Source organism: Actinomyces bowdenii (genome assembly GCF_017592395.1).
Classification (GTDB): Bacteria; Actinomycetota; Actinomycetes; order Actinomycetales; family Actinomycetaceae; genus Actinomyces; species Actinomyces bowdenii.
In genome coordinates, this window is the sequence record NZ_JAGFOU010000031.1 from 1 (window position 1) to 13,848 (window position 13,848).

The window sequence follows — 13,848 nt, forward strand, 5'->3', positions numbered from 1 at the left end:
GCAGGGCCGCCAGCTCGGTCTTGTTATGGGCTGAGCCCAGGTGCTCCACGATCCGGCGCACGCCGTCCTCCTTGACCGCGATCTGCACCGCCGTGGCCCCCGAGGAGATCCTGACCCTGCGTAGAAACGGGCTCATACCACCGCACCATATGGTCTCTTAGTGCCCCACCACCAGACCCCCGACACCGCAATAACAACGAAAACTCACACCAGCCCACCCACAACCCACCAAGGTGTCACGAGTCAGGGCAGGGCCGCCAGCTCGGTCTTGTTATGGGCTGAGCCCAGGTGCTCCACGATCCGGCGCACGCCGTCCTCCTTGACCGCGATCTGCACCGCCGTGGCCCCCGAGGAGGTCCTGACCCTGCGTAGAAACGGGCTCATACCACCGCACCATATGGTCTCTTAGTGCCCCACCACCAGACCCCCGACACCGCAATAACAACGAAAACTCACACCAGCCCACCCACAACCCACCAAGGTGTCACGAGTCAGGTCATACGACCGCAGGTCGCTGGTTCGTGTCCTCGCAGTCGGTCAGCGCCTCAGGATCTACCGTCACTGGCGACGGTGGAAATCGGCTTCGTCGACGATGCAGCAAAGGCTCCCTCTGGCGTCCTTCTAGATTCTGCGTCCGCCTAGTCCGAGCGGGTTGTTGTCACAGAGACTTGTCCAAGGCGATCGTATGCGGTCCAAGTAGTTACTCTCCTGAAACTGATCGTAACGATCTAACTCACCATTGTTGCCTCCACGTCGGTGATGCTGCTCGAAAATATCGATGGTGACGCTAAGAGTCGCAAGATTCCCGCAAAAATGGTTGTCTTTTGAAGCGGATCCTGACGGAAAGAAACACTTCCTGCACAGTGGGTGTTGGTATGCAATTGAAAGCGACTACGCTGAAGTAGCTCTGGGACGTGTTCGAGAGATCTTCAGTCGACCGAACCAGATGCAGATGATTCCGTGGGCACAAGAGTATGATGACGAACTGACGTACAATCAGAAACTAGCTGAAGTGAATGATGGAGTCTGCCTCGATCGCGCTCTGATATCGATAAGGTCAAGGAAAAGTCGAATTGAGGATTGTGATGCTCTCCTAGAAAGGGGAGTATTCGTTCACGTGAAGCGGACCGACGGCTCGGCATCCGCTAGCCACCTGATTGCGCAGGCGCACGAAGGGCCCGGTGAAGACCCCGCGCTCGGGGCTTTGGAGGAAATCGGCCAGGGCGCTGCGGGACTCGGTATCGGTCAGCGCGAAGGTCGTCGACAGGTAGTCGACGATCGAGGCGCGGATGCGCTCGGCCTGGAGACTGGGGCACAGGATGGTCATAGGGCTGAGATATATGAACTAGACGTCACTCGGGCTCACTCGCTCGTGTCAGCCTCGTATCCTGTTTCGTTTGAGGAATGAGAATCCATCTCAGCGAGAACTTCATCCCAAGGCCACGGGTCTTCTCGGAACTTCCTATAGAGAAGGAGTTGATGATCTACCACTGACACCTTGTCGTCGTCTGCATTATATTGAATGATAAGCCCTCGACCTTCTGAGTCCGTGTGGAGTGTCTCCAGTTTTCCAAGAATGTTCCGCAAGTTATTAAGCTGGATCCTGTTCTGGCGCGCGTGTGCGACCTTAAATATGTTGTGAGTACTTACTCCTGCCATCAGTTGATCATCCGAGCATTCCATGATTGCCTTCATGGCATGCGCATAGATTCCGGTGGAATTCTTTCGCTGCCGAATTCCGTTTGTGACCTTCTTTGCAAAGTCCCCGTAAATTGAGCGGATCTGTTGTGCGTAGCCTGCTGCCGCTTCAGAAACCAGAGCGAGATCTGTGATCTCAGTCAATGCTGCTTGTTTGTGGAATATTCCTGCAGCGTCGAGCGTCTTTAAAGTAAGTGCCTGAAAGATGCCAGCACTTCCGTAGCTTAGACCTATTAGTTCATCGACCACCTTATCGGAAAATCTCACATCCAAGGCTGCACCCCCTGATGTGAGGATTGCTTTCAAATCATCGTGCGTCCAGGTGACCGGCACCTCCTCGACCTTGGCTGAAAGATCATGGTTCAATGAGAGTAGGTAGTTTGTTTCTTCCCAAACTCCTACAACAATCACAAACACGCCGAGTTCCCATAACGCCTTCAACTCGAAAGCAAAAAGGGATCTCTGCTCTCGTGAAAGATAGTGAAAATCCTCAACCACCAGGCGGCGTCCAGATTCTTTGATGCATTCTGCTATGAAATCAAGGTTCTGAATGGATTGTTTGAGTTCTTGGTGCTCTGTGGTGGTTTCGTGTGCGGCACTCCCGAATAGCCTTGCTCGTGCGGCGGCAAATAACTTGAATCCCCCCTCAGCTTCGACCTCTGCATGGCCAGAGAAGGAGTTGCGTGTTGTGCGATTGATGGTTAGTTTGATGCCGAGTGTGGATAATGCAGAAATGTAAATATCGTCGACCTTCTGGTCGATCCTACACTGTACTTCGATCGGGTTAAGAAGGACTTTCTTGCGTAGCCATGTTTTACCCGCCTTGGAGGGGGCCTTGAGTGCGATATGCTGTGGTCGAGCAAGCAATACCCCCATTTTCTCATCAAGACTACCTCTATCGATATATGAATCGATGTGAATTGTATTTGAAATTCCAAATACGTCACTTGATTTCTTCGCAGTTGGAGGAGTTGTCATGATGCTTCCTGCCTGGGGGAGTTCTGATCTAATCTAAAGGGAATCTGGTGGGTTGCCTAGAGTGCTAAAGATGGTGCGGAAGTCGGATTCGCGGTCGCGGGTGCGGAAGGGGAGGGAGTAGACGTAGGAGACGCCCGAGCCCGGGTGGGTGTGGGTGCGCTCCTCCAGGGGAATGTCCGCATCCGAGGCGGGGCGGTCGCGCTTCTCCCATGCCTTACGAACGGGCGTGGGCACCTGGCGGCCATTCGCGTCATACACGTACGCGCCCTGGCCCCGACCATGATCATAATCGTAGAGCACCGCGAACTGGGTGCGGTAGATCGTGCACAGATCCTCCACCGGAACACCCAGCATCACCGCCACCATGACATCGATCTCCACCTGAGCATTCCGACGATCCTCCGCCCGGCGCAGCGGCACCCCAGGAGACCACAACGGCCCCACCGGACGCTCATCATACCGAGGAAGAATCGGAGCATCCTCTGCGAACCCATCCTGCCAGCACGACTCCCACAAACCCGCATACGCCTCCGTCAGGCAATTAAGGCGCAAAGCCCGAAGGATCACTCGCGAAGCGAGCGGCTGGTCCAAACTGGCAATTGCGAGCGATTCGACCGCTGTTCCTCGGACATGGCTGAAGCCGCGCGAGCGAACCGAGAAGTCAAGGATCAATGACGAAAGTGAGCCTGCGATGAGTGACAGCCGCTCTAATGAACTGCCATCAAACCCTGTAGCGAAGAGTCCATCAACGTGCGCTGAGCCAGTAGGGATGATCGCGGGGGTCAAAGTGCGTTCGCCTGTTGTGGGGACTTGAGTGCGCCACGCGATGCGGTAGTGGCTGCGGGCTGAGATCTCGCCCCAATGCGTGTAGAGGCGGTCGTAGGTGGCACGGTCGCCCGCAGGTTTGTAGGCCGTCACCGGCTCGGCACTCGGCGGCAGCGCCTCCACATCCACCGAGGTCCAGTCCTTATTGCTGCGCATCGTGGAGTTGGGCTGCTTGTACAGCGGAGTCGAGACATGCAGATGCGGGCCCTGCAGGATGGCATCCTCCCAGGAGGTCGCACCCCAGTCCTTGACGAACCGCCCCTTGGTGAAATCTGTAGTCTCATTCCATCCGGAGGAGAACTGCAGGCCCACGCCCGCGAGGCGCGGACTCTCCGCCAAAGTCGCCAGCGTGCGGGCGGCCGCGGAATTGACCGTGTAGACCATCGGCGTGGACTGCCACTCCTCCGCCTGCGTTACCGACTGCCAGATCTGCAGCGTCTCCCTCGTCACCTGCTGGATACGGGAGGCATGCGGCCGCAAGTCCCACCTACCTGTGTGAGGATCCTTGAAACCGGGCTCCTCCCCCGACCCATCATGAGCCAGCGACCGCAGCACCGTATCGGGGTGGTAGAGCGATGTCGCGTGCAAGAATGATGGATGATGCTCTACGCCATAGATGTTAACTCCGTAACTCACCAGATTGTGAATGTCGAAGAGTTGGAGTTCGTTGATGAACTGCCAGTGCCGGCGCAGCCTGCGATAGGTCGCCGCCCGCAGGCCCGGGGTCTTGGCGTCAGTGAAGTGGCTCTCCATATGGATGAGTCCCGAGACGCCCTGCGGTGCCTGATGCTCCCACGCGGCGCACATGAAGGCCCGGTAGAGATCGGGCCGTCCCTCCATTACAGGGTATGCGGTTGTGTCACTGATGAACTCCCCGAGCACCTGAGTCTCAGTCGCGGCGCTCAGAACCACATCGCGGACTCCGGGCCGATTCAAGGTCGAGGAGAGCCGCGCAGTTTTCTCCGTCACCGATGGCTTCGTCGTCAATACCCACCACGGGTCTCCCTCAGCGAGCAGGTGATCGAGCTCCACATTGGGCCGCACCCACGGCGGGTTGCCCACCTGCAGGTCAAAGCCCCCACGGGCGAAGACCGGGGCGAAGTCCAGCTCCCAGTGGAAGAAGCCCTGCTGCGCGGCCACCTCCTCCACCACGCCCAGCCACGGGTGGGCCCGCCTCACCTCGCTCACGCGCAGCGCCCCACTGAACTGGATCTCCGTGCGCTCGGCCACCTCCAGCTCGTCCCAGGAGCCCGCATCCGCCAGGCTCGCCGCACCCGCAGGAACCAGGCGGTTCGCCTTCCCGCCCGTGCCCAGGACCCCTTCCAGGGCCCCGATCCAGTCCTCCAGGTCCGGGGGCGCCGCCTCGGGCCGGTTCAGCGGCCAGAACCACAGCGCGCACCACGCATCCATCACCAGCCGCAGGCGCCGGTACGCCGAGGACTCATCCGCCAGGAAGTCCTCGATCTGCTCCCGGCTCACCCGGGAGGCGGGAGCCTCCTCCTCGGCCCCCCACAGCTCGATGCGCCGGGAGGCCTCCGCCTCCGCGATCCACAAGCGCCGCAGCGTCATCTCCCACAGCACCTCCACCCGGGCGGCCAGCGCCGTCAGGCGCCTGGCCTGCGCCGCCGTCGGTGCCTTGGTCACCGAGCGGCGCCAGGCCTTGAGGGCCTTGAGAGCCTTGAGATGAGCCGCGTCCATCAGGTCGCGCACCTGCTTGGGGACCTCCACCGCCGAGCCCCAGCCCGATGCAGGCAGCAGGAAATGATGAATCCGGTGCGAGACCTCCACCGCCGAGCCCACGCGGCGCACCGCATCCGGGCCCGCCGCATCAAGGGCGCTCCCCACCCGGGACAGCGGCTCGGGCACCGGCGCCGTCGAGAGCCACGCCCTCTTCCTCAGCGCCGCCACATCGTAGAGAGCCCGCTTGGCCCCCACCAGGGAGTTGCCGCGCCGCAGCCGCAAGCCGAACCACGGGGCGCTGAGCCCCTCCACCATCGTGTCCAGCCACAGGGACACCTCCGCCAGCTCCACCGCCGTCGCATTCAGGTCCACCCCATAGACCCGGTGCAGGGCGATGAAGGCCTTGACCTTCGCCAGCTCCCGGGGCCGCTCCTCCGGATCCACCCGGCGCCCCAGCTCCCGCTCCCGGCGGGAGAGGTACTGCTCGGCCAGCTGGCGCACCGCCTCGATCGCGAAGGCCCCCGAGCCCAGCGCCGGCTCGCACACGCTCAAGCCCAGCACCTCCCGGGCCGTGGTCACCCGGCCATCCTGATCCAGCAGCTCGGCCAGCGCCTGCTGCACCGTGAAGCGCGTGAGCACCTCCGGGGTGTAGTAGCTCGCCGAGCGCTGCCGATCCCGGCCCGAGAGGCGGAACACGAAGGTCCCCGGCTCATGGATGACGCTGCGGCGCTCACCGGTGACCTCATCGACCCTCGTCACCATATCCGCATCGCTCAGGCCCTCGGCCACCTCACGAGGCACCACCCACGAGCCCTTCGAGGCGTCCCCGCCCGGGGCCACCTCCCACAGGCGCTCCGTGGCGAAGGAGCCCGTATAGCTCATCAGCCCCTCGTAGACCGCGCCCAGCTGGTTGATGCCCAGCTCCACATAGCTGATGAAGCCGCGCCCCGCACCCGACTCCCCCCGGGTCAGCAGCAGATGGCGCAGCACCCGCAGCATCGCCTCGTTGCCCAGGCCCACCTCATCGATGAGCGCAGTGCTGGCGGGGCGGAACAGGTCCGCGCGCATCGGCTGGAAGACCAGCCCCGAGAAGGGCTCGGCCTCCTCATCCCCGGGCCAGGGCCCCGACGCGGCCCCCGGCCCACCCGCCTCATCCGCAGCGGGCGCCGCCGCGCCCCGCGGGCCCCCAGCACCGCCAGCACCGCCAGCACTGCCCGCATCCGCATTCCTGCCCTGGTCCACCAGGGCGAACAGCAGCTCCAAGGACTCATAGACATGCGTGCCCGAGCGCGCCGACTCCTCATGCAGCTCGCGCAGCACCAGCTCGCGCAGACGATCCAGCCCATAGCCCGCGTCATACTCCTGGGCCCCCACCGGCAGCACGCCCAGCTCCGGGCTCGCCTCCGCATACAGCAGGAAGATGATCCGGTACAGGTAGCGCAGGCACTGCAAGGCCAAGGGCTGGGCCTGCCCCTGCTCCAGAGGCTCCAGCCCCCGGGCCACCCGACGGCGCACCACCTCATTGGCAAGGATCTCCACCGACAGGCGCACCCCCTCGCGCAGGTCCTTCGAGACCCCCACCGTGTGGGCCGCGGAATCCTCCAAGGTGGTCGACCACCACGTCTCGCCCTGCGCCGTCGGCAGCAGCGAGCGCGCCTCCAGGCAGGCCAGCGCCCGCTCCACCTCCCCGCCCCTGGTCAGCTCACTGCGCTCAGCCACCAGCTGGACATCCACCGCCAGCCACCGGCCCTCCGGCCAGCGCTCCCGCTCCACCACCAGCGCCCACCGGCCCGCCAGCACCAGGGCGAAAGCCGGACCATGCTCATCAGTCATCAGCACCGACAGCGCCCGCGAGACCGAGACCACCGGCTCAGCGCCCTCCAGGGGGCCCGAGGCCGGATCGGCCAGATCCACCGGTACCCACGGCGCCGCCAGGCTCGGCGCATCCTTGACCAGCAGATCCTCCACCGTGGCCGCGGGGCGCGCCCGCACCAGCGCCGCCGGCGCCGGCCCCTCCGCCCCCACCGGGCGCACCAGCGTCACCGGACCGCACTCCCACAGGCCGAACTCGCCTGTGGAGTAGCCCAGAACCTCACGCAGCAGCCCATCGAGCTCCTCCGCCGCCCGCTCGCCCGGGCCATCCGGTGCCCCACCGGCCAGCGCCGCCGGCGCCGTCGGGCCAAGGCCCGCCGCGCCGAGGCCCGCCGCGCCGAGGCCCGCCGCGCCGAGGCCCGCCGCGCCGAGGGCCCCCGGGTCCTGGCCCGGCGCGCCCTCAGGCGCGGGGAGCTCGGCCAGGAGGGACTCCAGGCGGGAGCGCTGGGCCCGGAAGCGCGAGCGCGAGGTGGCCACCCCCTCGGCCTCGGCCGCCGCCCACTCCTGGCGCCGCTCCAGCACCCGCGCGGCAAACGAGCCCTTGGCCGCCTGAGAGGTGAAGTAGTGTTCGCTGATCCAGTCCTCGCCCACCACCAGCGCATCCGACACCGCCATCAGCGGCCCCCTTCCCTGCCGAAGTCCTGCGGAACCACCACCAGCAGCGGGCGCACCAGGGAGTGCGCCGGCCGATGCTGCTCCACCAGCCGCCTCTCCTGGGCCACCGAGACGCGATGAGAGCGCAGATGCCGGTTCTGAACCAGCACACCCGCCTCATCATCCCAGGCATCGGCCCGCATGCCCCAGGACTTCACGCGGTCCTGGGCATCCCGGCGCGCCACCTCCATGGTCATCCGCATCTGGGCCGCGGCCGCATCCACCGCCGGGCCCACCAGCGCCGTCAGCAGATCCAGATGCGGCACCGGGCCCTCATTGGTCAACGGCTCATCGACCCCCACGGCGCGCAGCATCTCCTCGGCCGAATCATGCACGCTGACCGTGGACAGCTCCCTCACAGGCCGCCCCGCCGCCACATCCGCCAGGGCCGCCGCCGCATCCATGAAGGGGAAGGCCACCGAGGCGCACACCATGCTCACCGTGCGGCCCGCCAGGTTCGTCAGCGTGCCCAGTACCAGCACCGTGGGGGCCTCCACCGACCCCGGCCTGCCGCGCACCGCGAAGACCGAGCCGCGGCCCAGGCGCGCCAGCACACGATCCCCCGCCCACTCCAGCACCGGGTGCAACGGGCCCAGGTAGTGGGCCTCAGGCCACGACGACCTACTGGGGTCGCGCAGGGCCTCCGCCAGCAGGCGCGCCCCCTTGCGCTGAGAGGTGGCCAGGCGCAGCAGATCATGGACGCGCCGCTGCCGCACATAGCTCTGGGGCAGCACATCCAGGCGAGCGCGCAGCCCCGGCGGCGGAACCAGCTCCGCCACATGCTCACTGCCGTGCTCCCGCCAGGACACGCCCCCACCGCCCGAGGCCAGTGCCGGCTCCTGGGGGCGCTCATAGAGCTCGGTGAGCGCCTCGCGCAGGAAATCCACCTGGGAGCCATAGAGGATCGAGGCCGGCAGGGGCGCGCGATCCGGTGCCCGCTCATCGCCCGCGGCGGGGGCGGCAGGCGCGAGCGGGTCCGGGGTGGTCATGACGGACCGAGGCGCCGCGGCGCCGTCGGGCCCAGTGGGGCCGGCCGGGGCCGTGGGGCCCAGCGGGGCGGCGGCCTCGGGACCGGGATCCCGGCCGGGGGCCGCAGCCCCAGTCAGCCGGGCGAACAGGGCCGCCATCGGGTCACGGGTCAAGGCCTCCTCAACCCCCGGCACCACCTGGTCGATATCGCTGCCCGACTGCAGCGCCTCCCGGATCGCCGCCTCCTCCTTCTCACCCGAGTACAGGCCCATGAGGGACGCCGCGTCCCCCAGCGCCCGATGCGCCTCATCCTCCTTCTCCATCAAGCGCGCCAGCACCCGCACATCCCCACTGAAACGCGCATCCGACGGATTGAGCAGAAGCGTCGTGATCTGCGGGGAGACCTCCTGGCCGTAGCGATCGATACGGCCATTCCTCTGCTCGATGCGGATCAAGGACCAGGGAATGTCGTAATGGATCAGCTCATGGCACTGGCTGTGCAGATTCACGCCCTCCGAGGCCACATCACCGGTCACCAGCACCCGGATCGGGGAGTGCGCCTGGCGGAACTCCTCCACGATCGCCTGCTGCTCCACATCCGACAGCCCGCCATGGAGCACCCTCACCGCGCCCGAGGGCATGCCCAGATCCTCCTCCAGGCGCTCGCGCAGCCAGGTCAGCGTCGCCACCCGCTCGGCGAAGACCACCGCCCGCTCCTCACGGTGCGGCCCCACCCCGATGCGCTCCAGCTCCTCCAGCAGCGCCCGGTACTTGCCCGACTCCGCGGTGCTGGCCGCCTGCGCCAGCTCGCGCAGGCGCACCAGCGCCCCATGCTCGCCACGGCCCTGCGCGGCCTGCGGGTCCGAGGCCCGCGCTGCCCGCGACCCGCGCCGACGCAGGCGCTCATCAATCGTCTGGATCAGCGCCGCCGGGGAGGACAGGAACGCCTTGGCCAGCGTCCAGGAGAACAGGGCGTCCCCGCGGGCCCTGCGCCCCGAAGGCGCGCCGGGCGCTCCGGGCGCCGCGCCCCCGGCGGAGGAAGGGGAGGCGGGGGCGGCGCCCCCGGCGGGAGCGGCCGTCTCATCGTCGCGATGAAGCCAGGCCCGCGAGAGCTCCGAGGCCACCGCATCCTCCGCGGGGGAGGGCGCCACCAGGCGGTTGACCGGGGCCAGGCGCTCCTTCCAGCGCCCGCCCACCACATCGCGCACCTCCTGGGAATGCCGGTGGCGGCGGATCACCAGCCTCCTGACCGCCTCCTCATCGAGGGTGCCATCGGCGTGCACCGCCGTGGGCTCAAGAAGGCGGATCAGCTCCGCGAAGCTCCTGGGATCCCCGTTGTGGGGCGTGGCCGAGGCCAGGATCAGCGCATCGGCCTGGCGCGCCAGCAGGTCAGCCAGACGATGGTTGAGCGTCCCCTTGTTCGTGACATTGTGGGACTCGTCGATCACCACGGCATCCCAGCTCTGCTTGCGCAGATGCGCCAGGTAGCGGTCATTCTTCAGCGTATCGATCGAGATGATCGCCCGGGGGTAGACGCTGAAGGGATTGCGGGTGGCCGGGACCCTGCGGCGCACCCGCTGGATCCCCTGGGAGTCCAGTCGCACGAAGGGCAGGGCGAAGCGGCTCCACATCTCATGCTGCATCTGCTCCAGCACATGACGAGGAGTGACGATGAGCATGCGATCCCCGCGGCCCCGGCGCACCAGCTCGGACAGGATCATGCCGATCTCCAGGGTCTTGCCCAGGCCCACGGCATCAGCCAGCAGAATGCGCGGGCGCAGATGATCCGGGTCCAGGGCCTGGCGCACCGCCCGCAACTGGTATGCGAGCGGATCGGCCAGCACATCGCCCACCACCGCCAGGTGGGGGCTCGCCGCAGGCAGGGCCGTCTTGCGCAGCGTCGCCTCCAGCCACAGGCGCGACAGGCGATGACGCGTCGAGGTATCGGCGATCACCCGCGTGCGGCGGGGGTCCACCGGCTCGATCCGGTCGATCCCCGCGCTGAACTGGGCAGTGGTATCGCGCACCAGCTCCGAGAGGCCCTGGACCGTGACCAGCAGGCCATCGGAGGTGGAGGAGACCTGGGTCACCAGCCAGTCCTCATCGCGCACCCGCACCACTGATCCGGGAGCCACATCGGGGCCGGAGGAAAGGGCCGGGGACGGAGAGCCCGGGCCCACAGCCGCGGCCGGCGTCGGCGGGGGAGCGGGGAGTGCGGGGGGAGGCGCCGATGAGGCCGCAGCGGCGGGGGGAGCGGCGTCGGCCGGGGGCGTGGATGGGCCGTGGGGCGCGCACCGCCCCAGGGGGCCGGAGGGCGCGGCATCACACGAATCGGCACTGAAAGGCACGGTCGGGATTATAGGTTCGCCCAGGAGCGCCCCGGGCGCAGGAGGAAGGTGCCCAGCGTGGGCAAGGCGTGAGGGGCTGGAGTGGTCAAGTCCCAGGATCCTGCGGCGTCGGCGCGGTTGAGACCGGGGACCATGACCGGGCGGCCCGAGGCCGAGGCCAGCGCGTCGAGGTAAATCGTGACGATACCGTCACCTTCCGCCGGGCTGCTACGAGGCCTGTCATCTCGCGGCTCATCCCTCCGGCCCACGCCCGGGGCGCCGAGGCAGAGGGGCCCGGCACGGGACGGCCAGTGCGGCGGTGGCGGGAGGCGGCGGGTGCCGGCTGCATCGCCGTCGGGAGCACGGCTCAGTGATCGGGAGCACAGTACTCATGGCTGCCACGAAGTAATCTTGGATGTATGACCGCAACCAGCCCCTGGATGGGGCACCAGGTCGCCGACGTTGGGCAGGAGACCGGGCGACTCACGCGGCGCGAGCTGCGCGACGAGCCCGCTCGGGTCCTCCAGGCAGTCCGAGAAGGCGGCGCCTTCCTCCTCACCGACGATGGGGTGCCCGTGGGCAGGATCATCCCCCTCAACCCTCCGGACTCCCCAGACACGCCCTCGCCGGCGCTGACCATCACCCGCCCAGCCGTTCGCCAAGGAGGATGGGCTGAGTTGGGCATCGTGCGCAAGACCAGTGCGCGCAGCCTCCACGAGACTCTCGACGACCTGCGTGAGGAGCGGAACCCCACTGCTCGCGGCGACCATGATCGTCTACGTTGACACCTCGGCCCTCGGCGCACTGCTCGTCGACCAGCCCGAGAGCCCAGCCCTCATCGCATGGCTCGACCAGACTCCAGACATCCTCGTCTCCAGCGATCTGCTTGAGACAGAGCTGCGCCGAATCGCGATCCGGGAGAATCTCGACCAAGCCGACGTCACCCGCATCCTTGAAGGAGTCGGACTCGCCGCCCTCGACCGTGCCGTGTACCGCGGTGCAGGCCTCCTCCCTATGCCCTATCTCAGGACCCTCGACGCACTCCACCTCGAAGCGGCCATCCGACTCGAGGCGGCGGCTGTCCTCACCTACGACCATCGCCTCGCCGATGCCTCCAGATCCGTAGGACTCAAAGTGATCACGCCAGGCGCACAAGGGGAGCACCACCACAACTGACCAGCGGGGCCACTCGCCGCAGCGCGGTACTCGCCCCGAGGCCCGCCGGCCCGCGCCCGGGGCGTCTGAGACGGAGGGGCCAGGCACGAGACAGTGAGTGCGGCGGGCCCTGGCTGCACCGCCGTCGGGAGCCCGAGCCCGGTCAGTGAGCGGCCACGCCGGGCTGCCCGGGGCCGTGGGTCTCCTCGGGGCCGCTGGGCTCCCCGACGCCGCTGCGGAGGCGCTCCAGGTTGCGGCGGAAGACCAGCAGGTAGGGGTGGGGGCCGTGCAGGGCGCGCTCGGCGTCGTGCACCAGGCTTTCGTAGATCTCCAGTGCGCGCTGCTCCTGGCCGGCCGCCTCCCAGGCCCGGGCCAGGTTGTTGCGGGCGGAGAGCGCATCGGGGTGTGAGGGCCCCAGCAGGCGGGCGGCGTCCTGCGCCATCTGCTCGTAGAGGGCCACGGCCTGCTCGGGCCGGCCCGCGTCGGCGAGGGCCCCGGCCAGGCCGGAGCGGGCCGTGAGCACCTGCGGGTGGTCGGCTCCCAGCAGTTGCACCGCTCCCTCGACCACCTGCTCGTAGAGAGCGGCGGCCGCCGCCGGCTCCACCTGGCGGTAGGCGCCCGCCAGGGTGAAGCGGAGGGTCAGGGTGTCCGCATGCTCGGCCCCCAGGGCGGCCGCCACCGCCTCCACGGCCTCGGTGAGCGACAGCGCCACCTGCGGCTCGCCCAGCCTGGTGGCCTGGCGGATGACCTCGGCCAGGGCCGTCACCACCTCGGCCTCAGCCAGGATCGCGTGGGACTCCTCCTGCTGGCCGACGGCGCTGAGCATCTCGGCCAGCTCGCGCACCTCCCGCAGCTGGGCCTCGTCGTCCCAGACGCCCTCGCGCCCGGCCCGGGCCGCCCGACGCCGGCTCCGCGCGATCCGTTCCAGGACCGCCTCACGGCCCAGGGGCGCGCCGGGCCCCGCCGTCGTGCTGCCTGCTGCTGCGCTGTCTGTGCCCTCAGGCATCCGGGTCACAGTCGTCCTCCTTCGTCGTCATGCCCGCCAACGAGCCTCGTGGGTGGCAACAGCATAGGGACGAGGGGCCAGGGCTCCGAACCCCGGTTGGCGACAGGAGGAGCATCGCTACCACGACAGGATGGCCTCCCGCTGCTCAGTCGTGTCAGGAGCCTCACGGACAGGGGCCGGCGAGATCAGTGACGGCCAGTTCCTGAGGCGGGCATCGGTGCAGAGCAGCGGCATCACCTGTCCCGGGGCGGGGCTACCCTCAAGGAGCCGGTCGCGAGGATCTGCATGGCGGTGGTCAAGAGACTCAGGGTGGTGCCGAAGGGAGCACTGTGCTGAGCCTCCGCCTCGGGCAGGGGCTTGCGCGGTGCGGTGAGGAAGGAGCCATCTGGGAGGAGGATGTCCAGATCCCTGACAAACGTGGTTCCCGCGCCTGGAACTGTGCTGCAGAACCCTGGAATCATGGGGATCACGGATCTCGAACGTCATCCACGATCAGGCCTTTGTCATCGTTCTGGACACTCGCACTTGGAGCGATCCTAGAGGCCGAGAACACTCGAGACTCGTTCCCACGTGCTCCCGGTGCCACGGGGCCTCCTGCTGTCTCAACCACCTGCCGAGACGAGAAAAGCTCGATGAAGATCCCCGTCCGGGGCGGGCTTGTGGAACATGAGTCAGGATCGGGAC

The 13,848-nt window shown here is 67.1% G+C and carries 8 protein-coding genes; 3 read left to right on the top strand and 5 right to left on the bottom strand.

The genetic code is table 11. The features are described 5' to 3' along the window. Window positions 1-243: 243 nt before the first annotated feature. Window positions 244-384, bottom strand: coding sequence for a hypothetical protein (locus tag J5X07_RS11620; RefSeq protein WP_208479928.1), 141 nt, complete (start codon window positions 382-384; stop codon window positions 244-246). A gap of 394 nt (window positions 385-778) precedes the next feature. On the opposite strand from J5X07_RS11620, the gene J5X07_RS13510 reads away from it, so the two are divergent. Beyond that, window positions 779-1,408, top strand: coding sequence for a DUF6119 family protein (locus J5X07_RS13510; protein WP_424924137.1), 630 nt, complete (start codon window positions 779-781; stop codon window positions 1,406-1,408). Here J5X07_RS13510 and J5X07_RS11630 read toward each other — a convergent pair. Genes J5X07_RS11630 through J5X07_RS11640 form a run of 3 tightly spaced genes read right to left on the bottom strand, consistent with a single transcriptional unit; the run spans window position 1,363 to window position 10,811 of the window. Further along, window positions 1,363-2,676, bottom strand: a complete 1,314-nt coding sequence (locus J5X07_RS11630) for a hypothetical protein (RefSeq protein ID WP_208479906.1) — start codon at window positions 2,674-2,676, stop codon at window positions 1,363-1,365. The two genes, J5X07_RS13510 and J5X07_RS11630, sit on opposite strands and share 46 nt — an antisense overlap. A gap of 33 nt (window positions 2,677-2,709) precedes the next feature. After that, complete coding sequence (locus J5X07_RS11635) at window positions 2,710-7,668, bottom strand: Eco57I restriction-modification methylase domain-containing protein (protein ID WP_243896801.1); 4,959 nt, start codon at window positions 7,666-7,668, stop codon at window positions 2,710-2,712. Next, window positions 7,668-10,811, bottom strand: coding sequence for a helicase-related protein (locus J5X07_RS11640; RefSeq protein WP_341769465.1), 3,144 nt, complete (start codon window positions 10,809-10,811; stop codon window positions 7,668-7,670). The genes J5X07_RS11635 and J5X07_RS11640 overlap by 1 nt, the downstream gene beginning before the upstream one ends. 611 nt (window positions 10,812-11,422) lie before the next feature. On the opposite strand from J5X07_RS11640, the gene J5X07_RS11645 reads away from it, so the two are divergent. Together J5X07_RS11645 and J5X07_RS11650 are read left to right on the top strand one after the other, a co-directional pair. Next, window positions 11,423-11,788, top strand: a complete 366-nt coding sequence (locus tag J5X07_RS11645) for a hypothetical protein (protein WP_208479907.1) — start codon at window positions 11,423-11,425, stop codon at window positions 11,786-11,788. Next, window positions 11,772-12,179: a type II toxin-antitoxin system VapC family toxin gene (locus tag J5X07_RS11650; RefSeq protein ID WP_124934832.1), complete on the top strand. Its 408-nt coding sequence runs from the start codon at window positions 11,772-11,774 to the stop codon at window positions 12,177-12,179. Before J5X07_RS11645 ends, J5X07_RS11650 begins: the two co-directional genes overlap by 17 nt. Window positions 12,180-12,321: 142 nt before the next feature. Here the strand turns inward: J5X07_RS11650 and J5X07_RS11655 are convergent, their stop codons facing one another. Further along, window positions 12,322-13,164, bottom strand: a complete 843-nt coding sequence (locus J5X07_RS11655) for a tetratricopeptide repeat protein (protein ID WP_243896806.1) — start codon at window positions 13,162-13,164, stop codon at window positions 12,322-12,324. Window positions 13,165-13,848: the final 684 nt, after the last annotated feature.

What these genes read in the sequence shown, in the direction of transcription:
- J5X07_RS11655 (WP_243896806.1), bottom strand. Translation starts at nt 13,164, where the DNA reads ATGCCTGAGGGCACAGACAGCGCAGCAGCAGGCAGCACGACGGCGGGG.
- J5X07_RS11635 (WP_243896801.1), bottom strand. Translation starts at nt 7,668, where the DNA reads ATGGCGGTGTCGGATGCGCTGGTGGTGGGCGAGGACTGGATCAGCGAA.
- J5X07_RS11650 (WP_124934832.1), top strand. Translation starts at nt 11,772, where the DNA reads ATGATCGTCTACGTTGACACCTCGGCCCTCGGCGCACTGCTCGTCGAC.
- J5X07_RS11645 (WP_208479907.1), top strand. Translation starts at nt 11,423, where the DNA reads ATGACCGCAACCAGCCCCTGGATGGGGCACCAGGTCGCCGACGTTGGG.
- J5X07_RS11630 (WP_208479906.1), bottom strand. Translation starts at nt 2,676, where the DNA reads ATGACAACTCCTCCAACTGCGAAGAAATCAAGTGACGTATTTGGAATT.
- J5X07_RS11620 (WP_208479928.1), bottom strand. Translation starts at nt 384, where the DNA reads ATGAGCCCGTTTCTACGCAGGGTCAGGACCTCCTCGGGGGCCACGGCG.
- J5X07_RS13510 (WP_424924137.1), top strand. Translation starts at nt 779, where the DNA reads ATGGTGACGCTAAGAGTCGCAAGATTCCCGCAAAAATGGTTGTCTTTT.